We start from the raw sequence: 22,237 nt of genomic DNA, 5'->3' as shown, positions 1-22,237 counted from the left end.
ACGCACCGGTAGCTTCGTCATGGGAGCGTTATGAAGGGCATTCATCACGCTAGCAGCCGCCCCACCTAGGATTTCCCCATGAGGGTCCACGTGGTGAGTGACGTTCACGGCAGGGCCGACGCGCTGGCCAGGGCGGGTGACGGCGCCGACGCGCTGATCTGCCTGGGCGACCTGATCCTCTTCATCGACTACGACGACCACGCCAACGGCATCTTCGCCGACCTGTTCGGCGAGGAGCGGGCCGCCGAGTTCATCGCCCTGCGCACGGCCAAGCGCTTCGAGGAGGCCAGGGCCATGTCGGCCCGCCTGTGGGCCACGCTCGACGGCGACCCCCGCGAGCACGTCGAACGCAACGTCCGCGCCCAGTACGCCGCCCTCTTCGCCGCCATGCCCACCCCCGCCTACCTCACCTACGGCAACGTCGACCTGCCCCGCCTGTGGCCCGACTACCTCAGGCCCGGCCACCAGGTGCTCGACGGGCAGGTGGTGGAGATCGGCGGCCTGCGCTTCGGGTTCGTCGGCGGCGGCCTCAAGACCCCCTACCGCACCCCGTACGAGATCGGCGACGAGGAATACGCCGCCAAGGTCGAGGCGGTCGGCGAGGTCGACGTGCTGTGCTGCCACATCCCGCCCGCCCTGCCCGAGTTGCTCTACGACGTCGTGGCCCGGCGGTTCGAGCGCGGCAGCGAGGCCACGCTGGCGGCGATCCGGCGTACCCAGCCGCGTTACGCCCTGTTCGGCCACGTGCACCAGCCCCTCCACCGCCGTGCCCGCGTCGGCCGCACCGAGTGCGTGAACGTCGGCCACTTCCGCGGCAGGGGTGAGCCGTTCGTCCTGGAATGGTGAGCAGGGCGGCCGGTGACCGGCGCTCCGCCGCAACGGGCGGTTTCTGCATTACGGTGGTCGCATGGCTGATCGCACCACTTCGAGCACCACCATCGGCGCCGGTCGCGCCGAGGTCATGGCGGTCATCGCCGACTTCCCCGCCTATCCGGAATGGGCAGGTTCGATCAAGAGCGCCGAGGTCGTCACCACGGGCGCCGACGGCCGGGCCGAGCAGGTGCGGTTCGTCCTCGACGCGGGCGTGATCAACGACACCTACACCCTCGCCTACACCTGGGAGGGCGACGAGGGCGTGCGCTGGCAGGTGGTCGAGCCGGGCCGGATGGTGGGCGACCTGCGCGGAAGTTACCAGCTCGCCGAGACGGGCAGAGGCACCGACGTGACGTACGAGCTCACCGTCGACCTCACGGTGCCCATGATCGGCATGATCAAGCGCAAGGCCGAGAAGGTGATCGTGGACACCGCGCTGAAGGGACTGAAGAAGCGCGTCGAGGGCCGTCCCCGGTGAGCCCGCGGGTCCTGCTCTTCACCGGCAAGGGCGGCGTGGGCAAGACCACCGCCGCCGCCGCGACCGCCACGCTGGCCGCCGAGCGCGGGCTCAAGACGCTGATCGTCTCCACCGACACCGCCCACTCGCTGGCCGACGCGCTCGCCGTCGAGCCGGGCGAGATCGCGCCGGGCCTCCACCTCCACCAGGTCGACACGCAGAAGACCCTGGAACGCCACTGGGGTGAGCTGCAGCACTACGCCAGGGGCGTGCTGACCGAGCTGGGCCTCGACGAGATCACCTCCGAGGAGATCACCGTGCTGCCCGGCGCGGAGGAGGTCATCGCCCTGCTGGAGCTGCGCGAGCACGCCCGCCAAGGCGGCTGGGACGTCATCGTGATCGACTGCGCCCCCACGGCCGAGACGCTGCGCCTGCTCGCGCTGCCCGAGGCGCTCGACTGGCACGTCACCCGGCTCATGCCGGTCGGCCGCAAACTGGTCAAGGTCGTCTCCCCGTTCGTGCGCAGCGTCGCCCGGGTCAGCGCGCCGGGCGAGGACGTCATGAGCGCCGCCGAACGTTTCCACCGCGGGCTGATGGAGGTGCGCGAGCTGCTCACCGGCGACAGCGCGTCCGTGCGGCTCGTGCTCACCCCCGAGGCCGTGGTGCTCGCCGAGGCCAGGCGCACCCTCACCTCGCTCAACCTCTACGGCTACCGCGTCGACGCGGTCGTCGCCAACCGTGTCTTCCCCGCCGAGGGCGCCGACGAGTGGCGGGCCACCTGGGTGGAGGCCCAGTCGAGGTTGCTGGCCGAGGCCGAGGAGTCGTTCGCGCCGCTGCCCGTGCACACCATCCCCTACCTGCCCGCCGAGCTGGACGGCCGGCACGCGCTGGCCGAGGTCGGCGCCGCCCTCTACGGCGCGGCCGACCCGTTCGCGGCCCCGGCCGTCGAGCCGCCGCTGCGGCTGAGCGCCGACGAGCTGACGCTCTCGCTGCCGGGCGCCGACCGCGACGACATCGACCTGGCCCGCAAGGGCGACGAACTCATCATCACCGCCGGCCCGTACCGCAGGATCCTGGCGCTGCCCGCGGCGCTGGCCCGCAGGAAGATCGGCTCCGCCGCGCTCCGCGACGGCGTGCTGAGAATACGGTTCAGTGTGGGGAGCGAATCCGCCGCCGAATGAGTTGAGCAGGATGAGCGACCCATACGCAGGGAGGGCCAAGATGACCGAGAACAACGACAGGGATCCGATCGGCACCGTCGCCGACGAGGCGCGCAAGCTGTTCGAGACGATCCAGGGGCGCGCCACGCGCCAGGTCGGCAAGACCGTCTACAACTCCTTCACGGGCGGCGGCGCCCGCAAGGAGAAGGACGTGTGGAGCGAGGCGGTGTCCGAGCCCCACGACGAGTACATCTGCCGCGCCTGTCCGGTGTGCCGGGCGATCGCGGCCCAGCGTGAGTCGGGCTCCGACGTGACCGGACACCTGGTGGCCGCGGGCGGCGAGCTGTTCGCCGCGGTACGCGGGGCGTTCGACGCGCTGAGCAAGCCCGCCCCCCGCGGGCCGCGCGACACCCGCGACCGCGATCGCGGCGACGTGGAACACATAGATCTGGGATAGGGAGACACGCGGCATGCTCACGATCGGTGTCGACATCGGCGGTACCAAGGTCGCCGCGGGCGTGGTCGACGACAACGGAGAGATCGTCGAACACACCCTGAGGCCGACCGCGGCCGACCAGCCCGACGTGGTCGCCGAGACGGTGGCGGACGTCGTCCGTGAGCTGTCCAGGGGCAGGGACGTCGAGGCGGTCGGCGTCGGCGCGGCCGGGTTCGTCGACGAGACCCGCTCGGTCGTGCGCTTCGCCCCCAACCTCGCCTGGCGCGAGGAGCCGCTGCAGAAGAAGATCAGCGACCCGGCCGGGTTGCCCGTCGTGATCGAGAACGACGCCAACGCCATGGCCTGGGGCGAGACCAGGTTCGGCGCCGGACGCGGCCAGTCCCACGTGGTGTGCCTGACCCTCGGCACCGGCATCGGCGGCGGCATCGTCATCGACGGCGCCCTCTACCGCGGCCGCTGGGGCATGGGCGCCGAGCTCGGCCACATGCAGGTCGTGCCCGAGGGCCGGGTGTGCGGCTGCGGCAACATCGGCTGCTGGGAGCAGTACGCCAGCGGCCAGGCCCTGGTCAAGGAGGCCAGGGAGATCGCGGCCAGGCAGCCCGAACGCGCCGAGATCCTGCTCGGCCTGGCCGGCGGCCGGATCGAGGGCGAAGAGGTCACCGAGGCCGCCCGGCTGGGTGACAAGGTCTCGCTGGCCGCCTTCCGCAGCCTGGCCGACTGGCTCGGGCAGGGCATGGCCGACCTGGCCGCCGTGCTCGACCCCGGCTGCTTCATCGTCGGCGGCGGCGTCTCGCGGGCCGCCGACCTGTTCCTCGACGAGGCCCGCGAGGTGTTCGCCAGGCAGCTCACCGGCCACGGCCACCGGCCGCTCGCCGAGATCCGGCTGGCCGAGCTGGGCGCGTCCGCGGGTGTCGTGGGGGCCGCCGACCTGGCCAGACGGCGTTAGCGCGTGCTGGTCAGGGTCGCCTCGTACAACGTGCGGAGCATGCGGGACGACGTGCCCGCGCTGCGCCGGGTGGTCGCCGCGATGCGGGCCGACCTGGTGTGCGTCCAGGAGGCGCCCAGGTTCGCCCGGTGGCGGGCCAGGCGCCGGGCCCTGGCCGAGGCCGGCGGGCTGCGGGTGATCACCCCTGGCCGGGCGGGTGGCGTGTGCGTGCTGGCCGGGCCGCGCGCCCGCGTGCTGGAGGCGCGGCTCCATCGGCTCAAGGCGTTCCCCGGGCTGGAACGCCGGGTGCTCGCCGTCGCCGTCGTCGAGATCGGCGGCACGCGGCTGGCCGTCGGCTCGCTCCACCTCGATCTCCATCACGCCGCCCGGCTGCGGCACGCGGGCGAGGCCATGTCCCACCTGGAACGTACGGCCGCCGCGCACGGCGCCGCGATCGTGGTCGGCGCCGATGTCAACGAGGGGCGGCACCAGCCGGCCTGGCGTTTCCTGGCCGCCCGGCTGTCCGACTGCCACGCCGCCGCGCCCGCCGGCGACGGCCTGACCTTCCCCGCCGCGCGGCTGGCCGAGCGCATCGACGCGGTCTTCGCCGCGCGCGAGGCACACGTCGTGTCCTGCGGGGGAGTGGTGGCCGGGAACGCCGATCTGGCCGGGGCCAGCGACCATCTGCCGGTGCTCGCGGAGTTGCAGGTTGGACTCTGACGGGCGAGTCGCGCGGGCCAACCCGTAGCATTTGTTCATGACCCGTCGCTCTCAGCGGCGTGCGCTCTCTATCCTTCTGGCGACGTCCGTGGCCTTGCCGCAGGTCACGCCCGCCGCGCATGCCGAGCCCCGCCCCGCCGCAGAGGCGTGGCAGAAGTCGACGAGCGCGCGCCTCGACGCGGACGGCTCGCTCTCCGACGTGCTCGCCGTCTCGCCAGGAGACGTGTGGGCCGTCGGCCAGCAGGAGATCTGGGACGTCTGGAAGAACCGCGGCACGATCCGCCACTGGAACGGCTCCGCCTGGAGCGAGGTGAGCGTGCGCGACGCCACCGCCTCGGGCAACCTGCGCGGCCTGGCCGCCGCCGGCGCCTCCGACGTGTGGGCGGTCGGCGACGGCCACGACGGCCTGCCCTACCTGGCCAACGGCGACGTCACCCGCTTCGACCGGGTCCGCCCCCAGGGGCTGCACGCCGGCGACTGGCTGGGCGGCATCGACGCCAAGCCCGGCCGGGTGGTCGCGGTCGGCAGTCGGGAGAAGAACGGGCTCATCCTCACCGGCCAGGGCAACACCTGGACCGTTCAGGAGACCAAGGAGAAGGGCGCGCTCTACGCGGTCTCCTCCGGCTTCGCCGTCGGCGACACCGGCGGCGCGCCGCTGATCATGCACTACACGTCCGGCACGTGGAAGTCGATGTCCGTGCCCGCCGTCCCCGGCGGCTACCTGCGCGACATCCAGGTCGACAGCTCCAAGCGGGCGGTGGCCGTCGGCGGCGTCTACCACGGCCCCGGCGAGATCTCGCCGCTCGTCCTCACCTGGAACGGCAAGCGCTGGCAGCGGCTGACGATCCCCGCCACCGGCGCCCGCCTCTACGGCGTCACCGGCGACGGCAAGGGCCGCTACTGGATGACCGGCTACGACCCGGCGCAGGCGGCCCAGCCGTTCGTGATGCGCTGCGAGAAGGACGCCTGCCAGATCATCCGCGGCGCCGCCGAGAAGGGCCGCAGCAGCGTACGCCTCCAGGCGGCGGCCTACCTGGCCGGCAAGGGCACGCTCTGGGCGGTCGGCCACGCGGTCGACACGGCCGACCGGTACACCGACGTCGTGGAGTCCTTCGCGCCGAGGACCACCACGGCCAAGTCGTAGCGCGCCGCCCCACGGGACGGCGCCGCTCTACTGGGCCGCTCTACAGGACCGCGCCGTCGTCCCAGCCCGAGTCGTTGGGCGGGCCGTCGCCCATGCGCACGACCAGCGCCACGAACCCCCCGATGAACGCCGCCACCGCGGTGAACAGCGCCCAGCCCTCCATCTGCCAGCTCGCCATCGCCGCCACCAGCAGATAGGCCGGCCCGCCGAACAGGGCCACCCACGCGAGCTTGGTCGGCAGGTCGAGCTTGGGCAGCGGAGGCGGGGGCGGCGGCTCGAAGTGCCCCTCGTCCTCGTCTTCGTCGTCCTGGTCGCGCTCGGGCTCGTCCTGGTCGAGCTCGGCCTCCTCGGAGGGTTTGACCACCCTGCGGGTGGGCTCGGCGGGCACGTTCTCGCTGTCCGGCCATGGCTGGTCGGCCGAGTCACGCTCGGCTGTGTCGTTGAAGGACGCGACGATCTGCCGCCAGACCTCGTCCTCGTCACTCTGGGGCGTCACCTAGATGGGCCTCTCCGCAGCGATCGCGACTTCCCCCTGGGTGCGATCAGTCCCTCTGCAAGGGTACCGAGGCATGTGTCCGGATGAAGTCGAGGCTACCGGCAAAGATCCTGTCGGCATCGTTGTCAAGCGTCGCAACATGGTAGCTATCGGTAAGCTCCTCGATCGTGGCCTGCGGGACCTTCTGGCGAATGATCGCCACACTCGTCGGTTTCACCACGTGGTCGTCGCGGCTGTGGAAGACCAGCAGCGGCTGGGTGACCTTCGCCAGGTCGGCCTGCACCAGCGACCACAGCCCCGGCAGCGACGCGGCCGCCTTGACCGGCGTACGGTCGTAGGCCAGCTCGGTCACGCCGGGCTTCTTGACGTCGTTGGCGACGCCGGGCACCGACGGCAGGAACCACTTCAGCAGCGGAGCCAGCCTCATCAGCGGCACGTCGCTGGCGATGGAGGGATTGACCACCATCACGCCTCTGACCGCGTCCCCGTGCACCTCGGCCAGCCGCAGGGCCAGGCAGCCGCCCAGCGACAGGCCCGCCACGAACATCTCCGCGCAGCGGCCCTGGAGGTCGGCGAACGCCTTCTCCACCTCGGCGTACCAGTCCTCCCAGCGGGTGCGGTTCATCTCCTGCCACGTGGTGCCGTGGCCGGGCTGGCGGGGCAGCGACACGCTGACCCCGTGGCCGGCCAGATACTCGGCCCACGGCCGCAGGGACTGCGGCGTGCCGGTGAACCCGTGGCACAGCAGCACACCGACCTGACCCGCTTGGTGGTGGTAGGGCTCCGCGCCTGGCATGAGCGGCATAACAGCTCCTCCACGCAATTTCATCCCGGAACTGCCCGATCGTCGCACGATCCGGGGTGATTGTGCGAGAGCTGGTGTAGTTGCATCTCGCCAGGGATGGGAAGATGACTCTGCTCCATCATGATGTCCTGAGGAAGAGGTGGCCGGGTGTTCTACTGGGTGGTCAAGGCCATCTTGACGCCGTTCCTCCTGACGATCTTCCGTCCCTGGACGGAAGGCGGGGACAACGTGCCCAAGGAGGGGCCCGCGATCCTGGCCGGCAACCACCTCTCCTTCGCCGACCACTTCTTCGGGCCGCTGCAGATCCGCCGCAAGGTGATCTCGCTCGGCAAGGCCGACTACTTCACCGGCACCGGCATCAAGGGCTTCTTCACCCGGCTGTTCTTCAGCGGCGTCGGCACCGTGCCGATCGACCGCTCCGGCGGCAAGGCCAGCGAGGCCGCGCTCCGCACCGGCCTGCGCGTCCTGCGCGAGGGCAACATCCTCGGCATCTACCCCGAGGGCACCCGTTCGCCCGACGGCCGCCTCTACAAGGGCAAGACGGGCGTGGCCCGGCTCGCGCTGGAGTCGCGGGTGCCGGTCATCCCATGGGCCATGGTCAACACGTACGAGATGATGCCGCCCGGCCGGATCTTCCCCAAGCTGGGCATCCGTCCTGGCGTCCGGTTCGGCAAGCCGCTCGACTTCTCCCGCTACTACGGCATGGAGGAAGACCGGCTGGTCCTGCGCGCGGTCACCGACGAGATCATGTACGCCCTGATGGAGCTGTCCGGCCAGGAGTACGTCGACAAGTACGCCGCCAGCGCCAGGGTCGAGATGGAACGTGCCGCGCGGGCCGCGGCCAAGGCTAGCTCCTGAGGGCCTGCTCGCTCTTCGTCATCGCGCTGGTCAGTGAGGCCAGCTCCGCCCGGCTGAGCCGGTCGATCAGGTAGTCGCGCACGACCGCCACGTGCCCCGGCGCGATCCGTTCCAGGCAGCGCGTGCCCGCCTCGGTGAGCACGGCCAGCACCCCGCGCTCGTCGGACGGGCAGGTGGCCCGCTCCACCAGCCCCGCCTTCTCCAACTGCGTGATCTGGTACGTCAGCGCGCTCTTCGACACCACCACGCCCCTGGCCAGCTCGGTCATGCGCATCTGACGGCCGGGGGCCTCCGACAGGCGCGCCAGGATCTCGTACTGCGGGTGTGTCAGCCCCGCGGCGGTCTTGAGCTGCTCCTCGATGCGCCGTTCGAGGAGGTGGGAGGCCGACAGGAAGGCGCGCCAGGCGGCCATCTCCGTCTCGTCGAGCCAGCGGGTGTCCGTCACGTCCCAAGTGTACTTGTTGTTCAGTTTTGAACTACCGGTAGAGTGGTTGTTTAAATCTGAACAACTCCTTGGGGGGTTCCATGATCGACCGGGCGCGTCCCTTCGCCCTGCTGCTCGCCAGGATCGCCATCGGGGCGATCTTCCTGGTGCACGGCTACCAGAAGTTCGCCGACATGGGCATCGCGGGCACCGTCAAGTTCTTCGAGTCCGCGGGCATCCCGCTGGCCGGGCTGGCCGCGCCCGCCGTGGCGGTGCTGGAGGTGGTCGGCGGGCTCGCGCTGATCCTCGGCGTGGCCCTGCCGATCGCGGGCACGCTGCTGGCCCTCGACATGATTGGCGCGGTGGTGTTCGTCCACGCCTCCAACGGGTTCGGCGCGGGGGAGGGGGGCTACGAGTTCGTGCTGGCGCTGGCGGCGGCGAGCCTGGCCGTCGGATTCACCGGCGGCGGCGCCCTGTCCCTCGACCGCGTCCTCAACCGGAGCCGCGACACGGCCACGGCCACCGCCTAGAACCCGTCCCGGCCGCCACCCCTGCCCAGGCCCGCGCGCGGGTCTTGCGCGGGGGTGGCTCGCGCCGGGGTCAGGTCAGGTGGGCGCGGATCTGCCGGATGTGGTCGGGGGTCGTACGGCAGCAGCCGCCGATCAGCGACGCCCCGGCGCGTTCCCACTCCTTGGCGGCCAGGCCGTACTCCACCGGGTCGGACAACCCCAGCCAGCGCCGCCGCTCCGCGTCCCACGTCTCGCCCGAGTTCGGGTAGACCACCACGGGCAGGCCGCCGGACAGGCGGCCGATCAGCCCGGGGATGTGCCGCGGCGCCGTGCAGTTGACGCCCACCGCCACCACCTGCGGATTGCCGGAGAACAACGCGGCGGCCCGGTCGATCGGGGTGCCGTCGCTGATCCGCTCGGCGTCGCGACAGGAGAAGCTCACCCACGCCTTGACCTCCGGCGTGGACGCCAGCAGCCCGGCCAGCGCGCGCGCCTCGGCGTAGGACGGGATGGTCTCGCAGGCCAGCAGGTCGGCGCCGGCCGCGGCCAGGATCTCCCAGCGCGGGCGGTGCCAGGCCAGCAGGCCGTCCTCGTCGAGGTCGTAGTCGCCGGTGTACTCGGCGCCGTTGGCCAGATAGGCGCCATATGGGCCGACCGAGGCCGCCCCCAGGCCGCGGCCCGCCTCGTCGCGGGCCTGCCCGGCCAGCTCGACCGACAGGCTGATCAGCCGCTCGGCCTCGGCCCGGTCGAGCCCGCGCCGCTGGAAGCCGGGGATGGTGGCCTGGTAGCTCGCGGTGGTGGCCACGTCGGCGCCCGCGGCGTAGTAGTCGGCGTGCACCCGCCTGATCAGCTCGGGCTGCTCCAGCAGCAGGCGCGCCGACCAGAGCTCGTCGCGAAGGTCCGCGCCGAGCGACTCCAGATGGGTGGACAGGCCGCCGTCCAGGACGAGTGTGCTCACCCGTCCAGAATAGGAGGCCGCGGGGGATGATGGCGCAGGGGAATGGCGCACCTTTTCCGTGGGGCGCATGAATATCGCGACAAGGATATCGCCGGGCGAGGAATTCAAAATGTTCACGGGTGGGTGCGACGCGTCCAGCACAGGTTTCGCCTCGCGACGCATTCCCCAGCCGACCCGCCTCCAGGCAGGCTGTCGGGACATGCGCTCATTCGTCGGTGTCCCGCATTGTCGCGGCGATTGTGCGGTCGAAATCGGTGGAGAATCCAGGATTTCAGCATTTGAAGGAAAGGGGGCGATGGGGGCGCCCTGACCGGCCGCGTATTCGCCATTCGCCCGTGGGTGGCCGGGAGGTGGACGGCAGTGCGACGCGGTCATCCACGTCGCACTGCCGCACCACCCCGTACGGCCGTCAGGTGCGCTTCCAGAACGGGCCGCGGCGCTTCTCGGGAGCGGGGTCACCGGCCGGAGCGCCCAGGGTGGGATCGCCGGGCGCGACCGGCCCGTCGGCGGGTGTGCCGGTGAGGGTGGTGAGAACCTCGATGGCGTGGGCGTGCAGGGACCGGATGTCCGTGCCGGGGCGTTCGGCCGCTTCCAGGTCGCGGGCCAGCGCCGCCAGCGCCTCGTTCCCGCCCAGGTACGCCGCCAGCGCCGCCAGCCGCGAGCCCAGGTCGGCCAGGTGAAGGGCGTCGGGCACGCGCATCGCCTTGAGCCGTTCCAGCTCGACCGTCAGCTGCGGCCTGACCGTCTCCAGCCCGACGGCCGGACGCGGCGCCGCCGGAGGCGCGAACTTCGGCGAGCCTCCCCGCCGGAACCCGCGACCGGGCGCGGCCGGCGGACCGGCGGAACCCGGCGCGGGCGGCGGGCCGCCGGCCGGTCCCGGGTCGAACGGCGGCGCCGGGAAGGCCGACTCGGGAGCCGGCCCTGACGGCCCGCCCGCCCCGCCGAAGCCCTGGTCGAGGCCCTGGTCGAACGCCGTGGGCGCCGGGGGCGCGATCCGCGGGGCGCTCGCCGGACGTCCCATCGTCATCGCCTGCGCCACGAACCCCCCGGTCATGGACGGGCTCGGCGGCAACTCCCACCCGCTCGGCGGCTCGACCGGCTGGATGACCCGGTGCTCCGGCCCGCCCTCCGCGACCTGCCGGGTGTCGATCGCCACGTACGCCGTGAACCTGCACAGAACGCCGTTCTCCAGCGAGGTACGCACGATCCGCGACTCCAGACCGTGCTCGCCCATGGCGTACCGGTCCTCCAGCTCGCGCAGGTGGGCACGGGCCCAGACCGCCCGTACGGCGGGACTGTCCGCGGTCACGCCGGCCACCCGCTCCTCCCACGGCCCCTCGGCCGACATCCCGCGTACGGTGACGGCCTCGGCGCCCTCGCGGCACCGCCCGTACACACGGAGGGGCACCCCGGGGAAGATCGAGCCGAGATGGGTGACCGTGTCCGGCTCGGTCTCCAGCCCCTTCAGGGACAGGTCCGTGACCAGCGGTGCGCCGATCCTGCGGTGGATCTGCTCCATGGCCGCGTCGAGCCGGTCCTCGGACTCGACCAGCTCGCACCGGCCCGCCCCCAGCCCGGCGAGCCTGCCGAGGAACCCGGCGTTCATCGCCCTGTCGATCCCGACCGTGTGCACCCGCATCGCCGACAGCGCGCCGCCGGTCTGCTCCAGGATCTGGTCCTCGTTGCCCACCTGGCCGTCGGTGACCAGTACCACCACCCGCTCCCTGCCGTCCGGCGCGCCGAGCAGCGTGATGGCGCGGCGCAGCGGTTCGAGCAGTTCGGTGCCGCCGCGCGCGTCGACCCGCGCGAGGTGCTCGACGGCGCGGTACCGGTTGCGGTCCGAGGCCTCCACCAGCCCCTCGAACGCCGCCTCGACCACCGAGTCGAAGGTCAGCACGTTGAAGCGGTCGTGCGCGGTGAGCGTGTCGACGATGCGCGCCGCCGCCCGCCGCGCCGCGACCATCTTCCAGCCGCCCATGCTGCCCGAACGGTCGAGCACCAGCACCACGTCCCGCGGCGTGCGGGCGGCCTGGAGCGCCGGGGGCACGACGGTGAGCGCGAACGTGCCCCGCCCGTCGAACTGCAACGACGAGGACGCCTCGAACGACAGGCGCAGGATGAAGTCGCGGTCGAGGCGTTCGCCGGGACGCAGGCGTACGGTGTGGCCCTCCTCCTCGACCACGTGCAGGCTGGAGGCCAGCTCACGCAGGTCGAGGCCGGAGGCGTCGACGCGGGCCGTGAGCGAGAGGCGTACGGGATTGGGGAAGCCCGGCAGCAGCACCGGCGGCGTGATCCGCGAGGCGTCGGGCACGGCGTCGGTGTCCGGCGCGACGCCCGACCCGGCCGGGGCGCCGTCGAGCGGGGTGCCCGGGATGTAGCGGGGGGCCACCACCAGCGGGAACCGGAACGTCGCCGCGCCGTCCTCGTAGGGGAGCGGCTGGCTCATCGTCAGCCTGACCGAGACCCGTTCACCGGGCAGGATGTTGCCCACCCTGATCGTGAACACGTCGGGCCGGTCCTCCTCGGCGATCGCCGCCCGCCTGCCCTCGCGCAACGCCTGGTCGTAGTCGGCCCTGGCCTGGGCGCGCTCCTTCAGCACCCCCTCGACGACCCGGTCGTCGGCCTCCATCCTGAACCCCGTCACCGCCGCCCGTTCGGGCAGCGGGAAGACGTACGTGGCCTCCAGCGTGACGTCGAACGGGTTGCGGAACCCCTGCTCGACCTCGACCCCCGCGACGAGGCCCGAGATGTCGGCGTGGACGTCCACGCTCTCCAGCGGCAGGTTGCCGCGCTCGGTCAGCAGCGCGCCGAACCCGGAGTCCGGCACCGGCAGGCACCGTGCGGGCTCCAGCGAAGTGATCTTCACAGCAGTCTCCTCTCTACGAGCACCGCGAGCAGCGGTCCCGCCGCCGCCAGCACCGCCTGGACGTCCTCCTCGGACGGAGGGCGCCCCCCGTCCCACAGAACCCGCACCCCGTTCTGGAGCACGACCCCCGCGACCACACCACCGCCCGCCGGCCCGCCCTCCACGTGGCCGTCGCCCAGCGGCCCTTCGCTTGTGGTGGGAGCGGGGCGGCCCGGCCGCTCGGCCCAGAAGCGCGCCCGGGGCGCGTCACCCTCGCCCGGCCGGTGCGGGACGTGGGCGCCGTCGACGCCGGCGGCGGCCTCCAGCGTCGTGTCCGTCGCCCCGGCCAGCGCCGTCTGGATCTGGGCGATCGAGTGGCCGGCCGCCTGCATGCGTTTGACGGCCACCAGTTGCAGCAGGTGCCGCCGGCCGTACCGGGCGATCCTGCCGCGTCGGGTCAGGGGCGGGTCCACGAGGCCGATGGTGGTGTACCACCTGATCAGGCGCTCTCCGGGCACATCGCGGACCCGGCCGTTGACCGGCTGAGCCCCGGCGCGCAGCGCCCGCGCCGCGCGCTCGGCCAGCTCGCCGATGGTCCAGGTGTCGCTCATGCCTTCACAATGACACTGTCACTATTGCACTGTCAATGACGTGAAGATCGGAAGAATCCAGCCCCGAATAGCGTTACAAAAGGGGAAAAGCAGGACTTGAAGGGGAGGAAATACGACATGGCTACGATCACCGGTCCGCTCTCGGGTGATGCCAAGAACACCGTCGCCGAAGCCCTCCAGGGTGCCCTGGTCGATCTGATCGATCTCTCGCTGATCGCCAAGCAGGCGCACTGGAACCTCGTCGGCGCCCATTTCCGCCCGATCCACCTTCAGCTCGACGAGCTGACGGACCTGGCCCGTACCCACATGGACACCATCGCCGAGCGGGCGGTCGCGCTCGGTGTGAACCCCGACGGGCGCTCGGCGACCGTCGCCAAGTCCACGCGACTCCAGCAGCCCGAACGCGGCTGGCTTGAGGACGGCAAGGTCGTGGCGACGATCACCGACATCCTCGACGGCATCAGCAAGCGCATGTACGAGCGCATCCAGGCCACCGACGAGCCCGACCCGGTCAGCCAGGACCTGCTCATCGCGGTGACCCAGGACATCGACAAGCAGCACTGGATGTTCCAGGCCCAGCGCTGACGCGAGGGCGCCGGCGCTGACGCGACGGCATACGAAAGGCCCGGGCGCCACCACGGCGTCCGGGCCTTCGTGTGCCCGCTCCCGGGAAGAAAGATGGGCGATCTTCCGCGCAGTGGGTACGGACTGTCACGCATCGTCCGGGAAGCGTCGACGATCCTGCTCTGGGAGCGAGGGGTTTGCGCAGAGTTTGACGTCGCGAGTCCTTGCCATTCATGTCGGTGCGGTCGACTAGCGTGGCACCTAGAGGGAGGCCCCACGATGTCCCACAAGACTCTCCTCCGCACGGGCCCGCTCTTGCAGGGCGGCATCAGCCCGTACGGGCCGCTCGCGCCGGCGTCCGCCGACGGGCTCGCGCTGCCGCCGGGTTTCACCGGCCGGGTCGTGGCCCGCTCCGGTGACAAGGTGGCCGGGCTCACCTGGCACGCGGCGCCCGACGGCGGCGCCTGTTTCCCCGACGGCGCCGGCTGGATCTACGTGTCCAACTCCGAGCTGCCGCTGCTCGGCGGCGCCTCCGCGCTGCGCTTCCGCCCCGACGGCACGGTCGCCGACGCCTACCGCATCCTGTCCGGCACCGACCTCAACTGCGCGGGCGGTGCCACGCCGTGGCACACCTGGCTGTCGTGCGAGCTCGGCGACCGCGGCCGCGTCTTCGAGTGCGACCCCTACGGCGCCCGCGCCGCCCGCCCCCGCCTGGCCATGGGCCGCTTCCGGCACGAGGCCGCCGCCTGCGACCCCGAGCGGCGCGTGGTCTACATGACCGAGGACGAGCCCGACGGCTGCTTCTACCGCTTCCGTCCCAGCGACTGGGGCGACCTGACGGAGGGCGCGCTGGAGGTGTTGTGCGCGTCGGGCGGCTGGCGTCCGGTGCCGTCCCCGGCCGCGCTGCTCACCGCGGCCCGCCACCAGGTCGAGGACGCCCGCCACTTCGACGGCGGCGACGGTTGCCACTACGCGGGCGGCGTCTGCTACTTCACCACCAAGGGCGACACCGGCCTGTGGGCCTACGACGCCCAGACCTCCACGCTTGAGCGGCTGTGCGAGGGCGTGCGCGCGATCACCGCCGCGCCCTCGGGCGACCTCTACGTGGCCAGGGAGACCACGGAGATCGACGTCATCGCGCCCGACCGGGCGGTCACGCCGTTCCTGCGGCTCGGCGGGCTCGGCGGGCTCGAGCTCACGGGGCTGGCGTTCTCGCCGAGGGGCGACCGGCTCTACTTCTCGGCCAGGCGCGGCCGTACCGAGGGGCACACGTTCGAGGTGAGCGGCCCCTTCCGGCCCTGATCCCGGGGGCAGCCCCCGGGGTCAGGCCAGGTAGCGCACCAGCATGAGCTTCAGCTCGGCCACGAGCTCCGCGCCGTGCTCCGGCGTGGCCGGGCCCAGCATGGGCAGCACCGCCTTCACCATGGCCAGCGCCATCGTCGCGTTGAGCCGTGCCCGCTCCTCCGGCAGGCCGGGCGAACGCCGCCGCAGCAGCGCCGCGATCTGCTCCGCGAGCGCCGCGTGCATGCGCTGCGAGGCCGCCGCGAGCCGGTCGCCCGTCGCCGACCCGTACAGCAGCGACCAGTACGCCGGCGACTCGGCCTTGAACGCCACGCTCTCGTCCACGAACGCGCCCACCAGCACCTCCAGCGGGACGTCCGGGGTCACCGCCGACAGCCGGGCCGCCCAGAACTCCTCCCGGTCGTCGGTGTACCGGGCCACCAGGCCGTCGAGGATCTCCTCCTTGTTCCGGAAGAACTGGTACAGCGAGCCGGGGGAGAGCCCGGCCCGCGCCGCGACCTGGTTGGTCGTCAGCTCCGGGTAGCCGACCTCGGCGATCACCGACTCCGCGGCGTCGAGGATCTCGGCCATCCGCTTCAGGCCGCGTGCCTGCCTGCGGACCGTGCGTTCAGGCATGGGCCACCTCGTTGACAAATGCGAGCATTTACTTGTATTTCTGGGTCCGACAGCGAAACACGAGTAGTTTACCGAGTTTCCATCGGGAGATCCCATGAGAACCTGCCCATCAGGCCCATTAGACCCGTCAGGCCCGGCGCGGGCGGTGCGGGCGTGGCCGTGAACGTCGCCGCCCGGAGCCCGCGCGCCACGGCCGGCGGGCCGCCGCTGCGCCGGCTGGGCCACCTCCTGGTCCGCCGCCGCCGGCTCGTGCTGGCCCTGGCCGCGTTCGTCCTGGTCGTCGCGGGCACACTGGCCGCCGGGACGGTGTCCCGCCTGTCGCTGGCCCGCTTCGAGGCGCCGGGCTCGGAGTCCGACCAGGCGCAGGCCGAGCTCGTACGCCGGTTCGCCACCGGCAGCCCCGACCTGGTCTTCCTGGCCACCGTCAGATCGGGCGCCGTCACGTCCGGGACCGTCGACGACCCCGCGGCCGAGGCGGCGGGCAGGGAGCTCACCGCGCGGATCGGCCGGGCCGAGGGCGTCGGGGAGGCGTCCTCGTACTGGACCAGGGGCAGGCCCGCCACCCTGCGCAGTGCGGACGGCAGGCACGCGCTCGTCGTCGTACGGATCCCCGGCGACGCCGACCACGTGCGGACGCGGGTGTTGCCCGGCCTGGTCCCGCGGATCGTCGGCGAGCAGGGCCCGTTCCAGGTCAGGGCCGGGGGAGGGGAGGAGGTGTTCCGCGAGACCGTGCCGCTGGCCAGGCAGGACTTCGTCCGGGCCGAGCTGGTGATCTTCCCGCTGGCGTTCGTGCTGCTCTGGCTCTACCAGCGGCGCGCGATGGCCGCCCTGGTGCCGATCCTGGCCGGGGTGCTGGCCATGGTGGTCGGCCTGGCCCTGTTGCGGGGCGTGCTGCCGTTCACCGGGATCTCGACGTTCGCCCTCAACCTCACCCTGGCCATGGGCCTCGGGCTCGGCATCGACTACTGCCTGTTCGTCGTCCAGCGTTTCCGCGAGGAGATCCGCGCCGGGCGCGACCGCGCGGCGGCCGTCGCCGGGGCCGTCGAGCACGCCGGAAGGACCGTGTTGTTCAGCGGCCTCACCGTGGCCACCTCGCTGGCCGTGCTGTTCGCGCTGCCCTTCGACTTCCTGCGCTCCTTCGCCTACGCGGGCATCGCGGTCGTCGCCGGCGGCCTGTTCGCGGCGGTGATCGTGCTGCCCGCCGTGCTGGCCGTCGCGGGCGGCACGATGGTGCCCAGGCGGCAGCCGCCCGAGCGGCACACCGGCTTCTGGCACGGCCTGGCCACCCGGGTCATGCGCCGCCCGCTGGTGTCCGGCGGCCTGGCCGCGGCGCTGCTGCTGGTGCTCGCCTCGCCGTTCCTCGGCCTGCGCTTCGGTACGGCCGACGACCGCATCCTGCCGCCGGAGGCGTCCTCCCGGCAGACCCAGGAGGTCATCAGGCGGGCCTTCCCGGCGGAGGAGACCGACGCCATCCAGATCATCTCGAAGGGGGCGACACCGGGCGACGTCCCGGCGTACGCGGTGCGGCTCTCGCGGGTGCCGGGCGTCGCCCAGGTCGACTCCGCGGCCGGCTCGTACGCGGCGGGCCGGCGCGTCGGCGACGGCGACCCGGTCCGCTTCCGCGGCGAGGGCGCGTGGTTGTCGGTCGTGCCGTCCGCCGAGGCGCTGGCGGGCGACCCGGTGCGGCTCGTGGCGGCCGTACGGGCCGTGCCGCCGCCGTTCGAGGTGCTGGTCGGCGGCTACCCGGCCGAGCTGGCCGACTACCGCGCCTCCGTCGTGGACCGCCTGCCGCTGGTGCTCGCGCTCATGCTGGGCGTCACGTTCGCGGTGTTGTTCCTGATGACCCGCAGCCTGGTGCTCCCGCTCAAGGCGACCCTGCTGAACGTCCTCAGCCTCGGCGTCATGTTCGGCGCCGTCGTATGGATCTTCCAGGAGGGCCACCTGTCCGGCCTGCTCGGTTTCACCCCGACCGGCACGCTCGACCCGAGCATCCCGATCCTCATGCTCTGCGTCGCCTACGGCCTGTCGATGGACTACGAGGTCTTCCTGCTGTCCCGGATCAAGGAGGAGTACGACCGGACGGGCGACACCGCGCGGGCCGTCGCCACCGGCCTGCAACGCGGCGCGCCCCTGATCGCCGCGGCGGGCGGCATCCTGGCGCTCACGTTCGCCGCCTACGCCACCGCGCGCGTGGTGTTCGTGCAGATGCTGGGGGTCGGCATGGCGGTGGCGGTGCTGGCGGACGCCACCGTGATCAGGGCGGTGCTGGTGCCGAGCCTGATGCGCCTGGCCGGGCCGCTCAACTGGTGGCCGCGAGGTCGAGCGACCACATCTCCTCGGTGACCTCGGCGCCGTTCTCCGTGCCCTTCTGCGCCGACTCCAGCTCGAACCCGGCCGCCTGGTAGATGCGCCGCGCGCTCACCAGGCAGTCGCGCGTCCACAGCGTGATCCGCCCGTAGCCCCTGTCCCTGGCGTGGCGCAGGCACTCGGCCACCAGGCGCCGCCCGATCCCCAGCCCCCGCGCCGACGGCTCGACCAGCAGCATGCGCAGCTTGGCCGTCGTGTCGTCCTGGTGCACGCAGAACACGCAGCCGGCGCGTTCGCCGTCCGCCTCGGCGATCCAGCCGGCGTCGCGGGCGGGGTCGTAGGCGCCCACGATCCGGGCCACGAGCTGCTCGAAGTCGGTGCCCCATCCGTACTCGGCGCTGTAGAGCGCGCCGTGGCGGTAGGCGACCCAGCCCAGGTCGCCGGTGCGCGGGGGCCTGATCACGTACGAACGGTCAGAGCCCTCCCCGAGCAGCCGCCTGATCGTGGCCATGCTGCCGACCAGCAGCGCCCGGTCCTCCTCGGGCAGGCCGCCGAGCAGGCGCTCGATCTCCTCGGCCGAGCGGCGGTCGAGGCCGGCGAAGGTGGCGGCGCCGGCCGCGGTCAGCCGTACGAGCTGTTTGCGGGCGTCGGCGGCCGACCGCTCGCGGGTGATCAGCCGGTCGCCCTCGAATCGGGTCAGGATCCGGCTCAGGTAGCCCGCGTCCAGGTCGAGCAGGCCGCGCAGCTCCCCGGTCTCCATGCTCTCGGCGTGCGCGAGCTCGAACAACACCCGCACCTCGGTCAGCGAGTAGGGCGAGTCGAGCATGCCCGCCTGGAGGACGCCGATCACTTTCGTATAGAACCGGTTGAAGGCTCTGATCTCAGAAACCCTTGCCTCCGTCAACGAACTCATTGCCACAGTCAACCATAAGAAGGATCCCATTGTGAAGCTGTACATAGGCGGTTACGGTCCCGGCATCTTCACGGTCGGCGGCGAGCTGACCCGCGTGGCCTCGCCGTCGTTCCTGGCCGCGCACCCCACCCTGCCGGTGCTGTACGCCGCCGGCGAGCTGGAGCGCGGCTGGCTCACCGCCTACACCACCCAGGGCGCCCTTTCCCCGCTGGACGAACGGCCCAGCGAGGGCGACAGCCCGTGCCACGTCGCCGTGCACCCCTCGGGCAGCCTGCTGGCCGCGGCCAACTACGGCGACGGCACCGCCAGCCTGCACCGCCTGGACGAGCGGGGCGCCTTCACCGGCGACCCGATCGTCCTGCGGCACGTGGGCTCGGGCCCGGACATCGACCGCCAGGCCGGCCCGCACGCCCACCAGTGCGTCTTCCACGACGACGTGCTGCACGTCGCCGACCTCGGCACCGACGAGATCCGCCGCTACCGCCTGGACGGCGCCCCGCTCGACCCGATCACCCTGGCCCCGGGCAGCGGCCCGCGCCACCTCGCCTTCGACGGCGACCGCCTGTACGTGGCCGGCGAGCTGGACGGCACCGTGACCCTCGTCGAGGGCGAGCGCCGCACCGTCGTCCCCGCCTCCCGCGACAGCGGCCAGAACTTCCCCTCCCACCTCCAGCTCGACGGCGACTTCGTCTACGTCGCCAACCGCGGGCCCAACACGGTCTCGGTGCTGCGCGCCGCCGACCTGTCCCCGGTGGCCGAGGTGCCCTCCGGCGGCGACTGGCCCCGGCACTTCGCCATCACCGGCGACCGCCTGTACGTCGCCAACCAGAACTCCGGCGAGGTCATCGTGTTCACGCTCAAGGACGGCGTGCCGGAACCCGCCGGGCAGGCGTACGAGGTGCCCAGCCCGGCCTGCGTGCTGCCCGTGTGACAGGCCGGGCCCGGTGGCGCAGCCGGGCCCGGAGCCGCAGGTCGTACGGGGGGTCGGCGGGAGTCGCCGGTCGTGTAAGAAGTTGGCCAAGTCACGGCCCGGTCCGGCGCCGGGCCGTGGACGATGGCGGGGTGCGCAAGATCCTGTTGCTTCTCGCCCTGCTGATCGCCGTCCTGCCGGCCGCGGCCTGCGGCGGTCCACCCGTACGCCCCGCGCCGCCCGCGCCGCCCGCGCCGTCCGCGCCCCGGCCCCCGGAGCCCAGCCTGGAGCCCAGCCCGGAGCCGACGGCGGTGGACGCCGCGCAGTCGTGGCGGATCACCACCCGCGGGGCCGACCACGAGATCGAGGGCTACGCCGACCACGTCAGCGTGCTGCCCGGCGAGCGTTTCGGCCTGCGCGTCTCCACCACCGCGCCGCGCTTCACCGCCAGCGCCTTCAGGATGGGCGCGCACCCGGTCAAGGTGTGGGAGTCGTCCCAGGTCAAGGGGGTACGCCAGCCCCCGGCCAGAACCGTGCACGGCACGGTGACCGCCGCCCACTGGAAACCCTCGCTCACCGTGGACACCGGCGGCTGGGCGGAGGGCGCGTACCTGATCAGGCTCGACGCCTCCACCGGCGCCCAGCGGTACGTGCCCGTCACGGTGCGCTCGGCCTCCACCCGGGGCCGCGTGGTGCTGGTGAACGCGGTCACCACCTGGCAGGCGTACAACCTGTGGGGCGGACGCAGCCTGTACCTGGGGCCGGGCGGCTTCGCCGACCGCTCGCGCGCGGTCACCTTCGACCGCCCGTACGACGGGGGCGGCGCCCGCCTGTTCCTCGACTTCGAGCAGTCGGCGCTGGCCGTGGCCGAACGCAGCAAGGTGCCCCTGGCCTACCTCACGAGCCTCGACCTCGGCCCCGGCGTGCTCGACGGCGCCAAGGCGGTGGTCTCGCTCGGCCACGACGAGTACTGGTCGCCCGCCATGCGCACGGCCGTCACCCGCGCCCGGGACAGCGGGACGAACCTCGCCTTCCTCGGCGCGAACGCCATCTACTGGCGCATCGCGATCCAGGGCAGGACGGTCGCCTGCGACAAGGAACGGCTGTGCCCGCTGTGGCGGGACTCCCGCCCGGAGAGCGCCCTGGTGGGTCAGATGTACGACTGCTTCCCGGCCCAGGGCGCCTACACGGTCAGCAGGCCCGGCCACTGGATCTTCGCGGGCACCCGGGGGCGGCGTTTCCCCGGCATGGTCGGCCCGGAGACCGACAAGGTCTCGCGGGGCTCGCCGAAGGGCGTCGAGGTGCTGGCCGACTCGCCCTTCTCGTGCTCGGGACGGACGACGACGTCGCAGAGCACGTACTACACGGCGCCGAGCGGGGCCGGGGTGTTCGCGTCGGGCACGATGCGCTGGGTGTGCGCGATGCGCGGCAAGAAGTGCGGCCACGGCGTCCCCGAGTCGGCGGCCGCCTTCACCCGCCGCGCGACCACGAACGTGCTGACCCGCTTCGCCGCCGGCCCGGCCGCCGAACACTCCGCCGGAGAACACCCGGCCGCCGAACACCCGCCCGCCGAACACCCCGCGCCGGCTCCCCATCGCGCTGCCCGGGATCACGCGGGACCGCCTAGGGGTGCCGCTCGCGCAGGATCTCCTCCAGCCGCTTCTTGATCTCCCGCTCGGCCGGCTCCTTGCGTACGCCGAGGTCGGCGAGGGCCTGCACCACCGGGCCCTCCTCCAGGGAGAGCACGCCGAGCAGCAGGTGCTCGGTGCCGACGTAGTTGTGCCCGAGGCGCAGGGCCTCGCGCAGGGTCAGCTCCAGCGCCTTGGCGCTCTGTGCGGCGAACGGCAGGGTGACCGGCGACTGTCCGCCCCCGGGGCCCATGGCGGCCGTGACGGCCTCCCTGACCGCCTCGGGGGAGGCGCCGAGCGTCGCCATGGTGGCGGCGGCCAGCGCCTCCGGCACGTGCAGCAGCCCGAGCACCAGGTGCCCGACCTCGATGTGGTCGTGTCCCGAGAGCCGCGCCTCCTCCTGCGCCTTGACCACCGCGACCCGCGCCTTGTCGGTGTACCGGGCGTAGTTGCGCAGGTCGTCGGCGAGCGAGCCGCTCTCCTTGGCCACGAACCGCTTCTGCGCGGCCTGCTTGGTGACGCCCATGCTGCGCCCGATCTCCGTCCAGGAGGCGCCGGAGTGGCGGGCGTGGTCCACGAAGTGGCCGATCAGGTGATCGGCCACGTCCCCCAGGTGCTCGCCCAGCGTGACGGCGTCGGAGAGCTGCCCGAGGGGGTCGCCGTCGGGGTGACGGCTCTTGATGGCGGCGATGAGGTCGTCGAGACGTACGGTTGCATCCATGCGTCAACCATAGGTTGACGATTCTCCAGCGTCAA

General features: G+C 72.5%; 23 protein-coding genes. 14 read left to right on the top strand and 9 right to left on the bottom strand.

What is annotated here, in order from left to right; translation table 11 throughout:
* The first annotated feature begins 78 nt into the window (after nucleotides 1-78).
* The 7 genes from DMB42_RS04260 to DMB42_RS04230 all read left to right on the top strand — a co-directional run bounded on the left by DMB42_RS04260 (nucleotide 79) and on the right by DMB42_RS04230 (nucleotide 5,736).
* Entirely contained in the window at nucleotides 79-846 is a 768-nt protein-coding gene (locus tag DMB42_RS04260) for a metallophosphoesterase (RefSeq protein WP_125630726.1), read from the top strand.
* A 61-nt stretch (nucleotides 847-907) separates the two neighbouring features.
* Nucleotides 908-1,351 (top strand): SRPBCC family protein, encoded by a 444-nt coding sequence (locus DMB42_RS04255; RefSeq protein WP_125630724.1) that lies wholly within the window; start codon nucleotides 908-910, stop codon nucleotides 1,349-1,351.
* Entirely contained in the window at nucleotides 1,348-2,511 is a 1,164-nt protein-coding gene (locus DMB42_RS04250; protein ID WP_125630722.1) for an ArsA family ATPase, read from the top strand. Before DMB42_RS04255 ends, DMB42_RS04250 begins: the two co-directional genes overlap by 4 nt.
* Before the next feature lie 40 nt (nucleotides 2,512-2,551).
* Nucleotides 2,552-2,947: a hypothetical protein gene (locus DMB42_RS04245; protein WP_125630720.1), complete on the top strand. Its 396-nt coding sequence runs from the start codon at nucleotides 2,552-2,554 to the stop codon at nucleotides 2,945-2,947.
* A 13-nt stretch (nucleotides 2,948-2,960) separates the two neighbouring features.
* Entirely contained in the window at nucleotides 2,961-3,893 is a 933-nt protein-coding gene (locus tag DMB42_RS04240) for an ROK family glucokinase (RefSeq protein WP_125630718.1), read from the top strand.
* Between the two features lie 39 nt (nucleotides 3,894-3,932).
* Nucleotides 3,933-4,592 (top strand): endonuclease/exonuclease/phosphatase family protein, encoded by a 660-nt coding sequence (locus tag DMB42_RS04235; protein ID WP_260477469.1) that lies wholly within the window; start codon nucleotides 3,933-3,935, stop codon nucleotides 4,590-4,592.
* Nucleotides 4,593-4,680: 88 nt separating this feature from the next.
* A complete protein-coding gene (locus tag DMB42_RS04230) occupies nucleotides 4,681-5,736 on the top strand; it encodes a hypothetical protein (RefSeq protein WP_260477468.1) in 1,056 nt (351 codons plus the stop codon).
* Between the two features lie 40 nt (nucleotides 5,737-5,776).
* Here the strand turns inward: DMB42_RS04230 and DMB42_RS52955 are convergent, their stop codons facing one another.
* Both DMB42_RS52955 and DMB42_RS04215 read right to left on the bottom strand, forming a co-directional pair.
* Nucleotides 5,777-6,232, bottom strand: coding sequence for a hypothetical protein (locus DMB42_RS52955; protein ID WP_185844448.1), 456 nt, complete (start codon nucleotides 6,230-6,232; stop codon nucleotides 5,777-5,779).
* A 46-nt stretch (nucleotides 6,233-6,278) separates the two neighbouring features.
* Nucleotides 6,279-7,037: a carboxylesterase gene (locus DMB42_RS04215; protein ID WP_125630710.1), complete on the bottom strand. Its 759-nt coding sequence runs from the start codon at nucleotides 7,035-7,037 to the stop codon at nucleotides 6,279-6,281.
* Nucleotides 7,038-7,184: 147 nt separating this feature from the next.
* Here DMB42_RS04215 and DMB42_RS04210 point away from each other — a divergent pair, with 147 nt between their 5' ends.
* The gene (locus DMB42_RS04210; RefSeq protein ID WP_125630708.1) at nucleotides 7,185-7,895 is read left to right on the top strand and encodes a 1-acyl-sn-glycerol-3-phosphate acyltransferase; all 711 of its coding nucleotides are present in this window, start codon (nucleotides 7,185-7,187) and stop codon (nucleotides 7,893-7,895) included.
* On the opposite strand, the gene DMB42_RS04205 is transcribed toward DMB42_RS04210, so the two are convergent.
* The gene (locus tag DMB42_RS04205) at nucleotides 7,885-8,340 is read right to left on the bottom strand and encodes a MarR family winged helix-turn-helix transcriptional regulator (RefSeq protein WP_125630706.1); all 456 of its coding nucleotides are present in this window, start codon (nucleotides 8,338-8,340) and stop codon (nucleotides 7,885-7,887) included. The genes DMB42_RS04210 and DMB42_RS04205 overlap by 11 nt on opposite strands.
* Before the next feature lie 80 nt (nucleotides 8,341-8,420).
* Between DMB42_RS04205 and DMB42_RS04200 the strand changes: the two genes are divergently transcribed.
* Entirely contained in the window at nucleotides 8,421-8,849 is a 429-nt protein-coding gene (locus DMB42_RS04200) for a DoxX family protein (RefSeq protein WP_125630704.1), read from the top strand.
* Nucleotides 8,850-8,919: 70 nt separating this feature from the next.
* Here DMB42_RS04200 and mmuM read toward each other — a convergent pair whose 3' ends face one another.
* From mmuM to DMB42_RS04185, 3 genes are all read right to left on the bottom strand, one after another.
* Nucleotides 8,920-9,786 (bottom strand): homocysteine S-methyltransferase, encoded by an 867-nt coding sequence (gene mmuM, locus DMB42_RS04195; RefSeq protein ID WP_260477467.1) that lies wholly within the window; start codon nucleotides 9,784-9,786, stop codon nucleotides 8,920-8,922.
* Nucleotides 9,787-10,195: 409 nt separating this feature from the next.
* On the bottom strand, nucleotides 10,196-12,652 hold the full coding sequence (locus DMB42_RS04190) for a VIT domain-containing protein (RefSeq protein WP_125630700.1): 2,457 nt from the start codon (nucleotides 12,650-12,652) through the stop codon (nucleotides 10,196-10,198).
* Nucleotides 12,649-13,242 carry a helix-turn-helix domain-containing protein gene (locus DMB42_RS04185; protein WP_125630698.1) on the bottom strand — a complete coding sequence of 198 codons (594 nt, stop codon included), beginning with the start codon at nucleotides 13,240-13,242 and terminating at the stop codon, nucleotides 12,649-12,651. The genes DMB42_RS04190 and DMB42_RS04185 overlap by 4 nt, the downstream gene beginning before the upstream one ends.
* 117 nt (nucleotides 13,243-13,359) lie before the next feature.
* On the opposite strand from DMB42_RS04185, the gene DMB42_RS04180 reads away from it, so the two are divergent.
* The gene (locus DMB42_RS04180; protein WP_125630696.1) at nucleotides 13,360-13,827 is read left to right on the top strand and encodes a Dps family protein; all 468 of its coding nucleotides are present in this window, start codon (nucleotides 13,360-13,362) and stop codon (nucleotides 13,825-13,827) included.
* 258 nt (nucleotides 13,828-14,085) lie between these two features.
* Nucleotides 14,086-15,108, top strand: coding sequence for an alkaline phosphatase PhoX (locus DMB42_RS04175; RefSeq protein ID WP_125630694.1), 1,023 nt, complete (start codon nucleotides 14,086-14,088; stop codon nucleotides 15,106-15,108).
* A gap of 21 nt (nucleotides 15,109-15,129) precedes the next feature.
* On the opposite strand, the gene DMB42_RS04170 is transcribed toward DMB42_RS04175, so the two are convergent.
* On the bottom strand, nucleotides 15,130-15,723 hold the full coding sequence (locus DMB42_RS04170; RefSeq protein WP_260477466.1) for a TetR/AcrR family transcriptional regulator: 594 nt from the start codon (nucleotides 15,721-15,723) through the stop codon (nucleotides 15,130-15,132).
* 153 nt (nucleotides 15,724-15,876) lie between these two features.
* On the opposite strand from DMB42_RS04170, the gene DMB42_RS04165 reads away from it, so the two are divergent.
* Complete coding sequence (locus DMB42_RS04165) at nucleotides 15,877-18,066, top strand: MMPL family transporter (protein ID WP_260477465.1); 2,190 nt, start codon at nucleotides 15,877-15,879, stop codon at nucleotides 18,064-18,066.
* Here DMB42_RS04165 and DMB42_RS04160 read toward each other — a convergent pair.
* A complete protein-coding gene (locus DMB42_RS04160) occupies nucleotides 18,023-18,880 on the bottom strand; it encodes a helix-turn-helix domain-containing GNAT family N-acetyltransferase (RefSeq protein ID WP_260477464.1) in 858 nt (285 codons plus the stop codon). The genes DMB42_RS04165 and DMB42_RS04160 overlap by 44 nt on opposite strands.
* Before the next feature lie 94 nt (nucleotides 18,881-18,974).
* Between DMB42_RS04160 and DMB42_RS04155 the strand changes: the two genes are divergently transcribed.
* Both DMB42_RS04155 and DMB42_RS04150 read left to right on the top strand, forming a co-directional pair.
* Nucleotides 18,975-19,874 (top strand): beta-propeller fold lactonase family protein, encoded by a 900-nt coding sequence (locus DMB42_RS04155; RefSeq protein ID WP_185844447.1) that lies wholly within the window; start codon nucleotides 18,975-18,977, stop codon nucleotides 19,872-19,874.
* A gap of 131 nt (nucleotides 19,875-20,005) precedes the next feature.
* Nucleotides 20,006-21,520, top strand: a complete 1,515-nt coding sequence (locus DMB42_RS04150) for a N,N-dimethylformamidase beta subunit family domain-containing protein (RefSeq protein WP_125630685.1) — start codon at nucleotides 20,006-20,008, stop codon at nucleotides 21,518-21,520.
* Here the strand turns inward: DMB42_RS04150 and DMB42_RS04145 are convergent.
* Nucleotides 21,477-22,202, bottom strand: coding sequence for a Clp protease N-terminal domain-containing protein (locus DMB42_RS04145; RefSeq protein ID WP_125630683.1), 726 nt, complete (start codon nucleotides 22,200-22,202; stop codon nucleotides 21,477-21,479). The two genes, DMB42_RS04150 and DMB42_RS04145, sit on opposite strands and share 44 nt — an antisense overlap.
* Nucleotides 22,203-22,237 lie beyond the last annotated feature (35 nt).

Source organism: Nonomuraea sp. WAC 01424 (assembly GCF_003947315.1).
GTDB classification, from domain to species: domain Bacteria; phylum Actinomycetota; class Actinomycetes; order Streptosporangiales; family Streptosporangiaceae; genus Nonomuraea; species Nonomuraea spiralis.
Note: the sequence above shows the minus strand (reverse complement) of the source record. Positions and strands in the feature narration are given on the sequence as shown.

Bases quoted from the DNA above. Each gene is read 5' to 3' on its own strand.
- DMB42_RS04260 (WP_125630726.1), top strand. From the start codon at position 79: ATGAGGGTCCACGTGGTGAGTGACGTTCACGGCAGGGCCGACGCGCTG.
- DMB42_RS04255 (WP_125630724.1), top strand. From the start codon at position 908: ATGGCTGATCGCACCACTTCGAGCACCACCATCGGCGCCGGTCGCGCC.
- DMB42_RS04245 (WP_125630720.1), top strand. From the start codon at position 2,552: ATGACCGAGAACAACGACAGGGATCCGATCGGCACCGTCGCCGACGAG.
- DMB42_RS04240 (WP_125630718.1), top strand. From the start codon at position 2,961: ATGCTCACGATCGGTGTCGACATCGGCGGTACCAAGGTCGCCGCGGGC.
- DMB42_RS04235 (WP_260477469.1), top strand. From the start codon at position 3,933: ATGCGGGACGACGTGCCCGCGCTGCGCCGGGTGGTCGCCGCGATGCGG.
- DMB42_RS04215 (WP_125630710.1), bottom strand. From the start codon at position 7,037: ATGCCGCTCATGCCAGGCGCGGAGCCCTACCACCACCAAGCGGGTCAG.
- DMB42_RS04200 (WP_125630704.1), top strand. From the start codon at position 8,421: ATGATCGACCGGGCGCGTCCCTTCGCCCTGCTGCTCGCCAGGATCGCC.
- DMB42_RS04185 (WP_125630698.1), bottom strand. From the start codon at position 13,242: ATGAGCGACACCTGGACCATCGGCGAGCTGGCCGAGCGCGCGGCGCGG.
- DMB42_RS04180 (WP_125630696.1), top strand. From the start codon at position 13,360: ATGGCTACGATCACCGGTCCGCTCTCGGGTGATGCCAAGAACACCGTC.
- DMB42_RS04175 (WP_125630694.1), top strand. From the start codon at position 14,086: ATGTCCCACAAGACTCTCCTCCGCACGGGCCCGCTCTTGCAGGGCGGC.
- DMB42_RS04170 (WP_260477466.1), bottom strand. From the start codon at position 15,723: ATGCCTGAACGCACGGTCCGCAGGCAGGCACGCGGCCTGAAGCGGATG.
- DMB42_RS04145 (WP_125630683.1), bottom strand. From the start codon at position 22,202: ATGGATGCAACCGTACGTCTCGACGACCTCATCGCCGCCATCAAGAGC.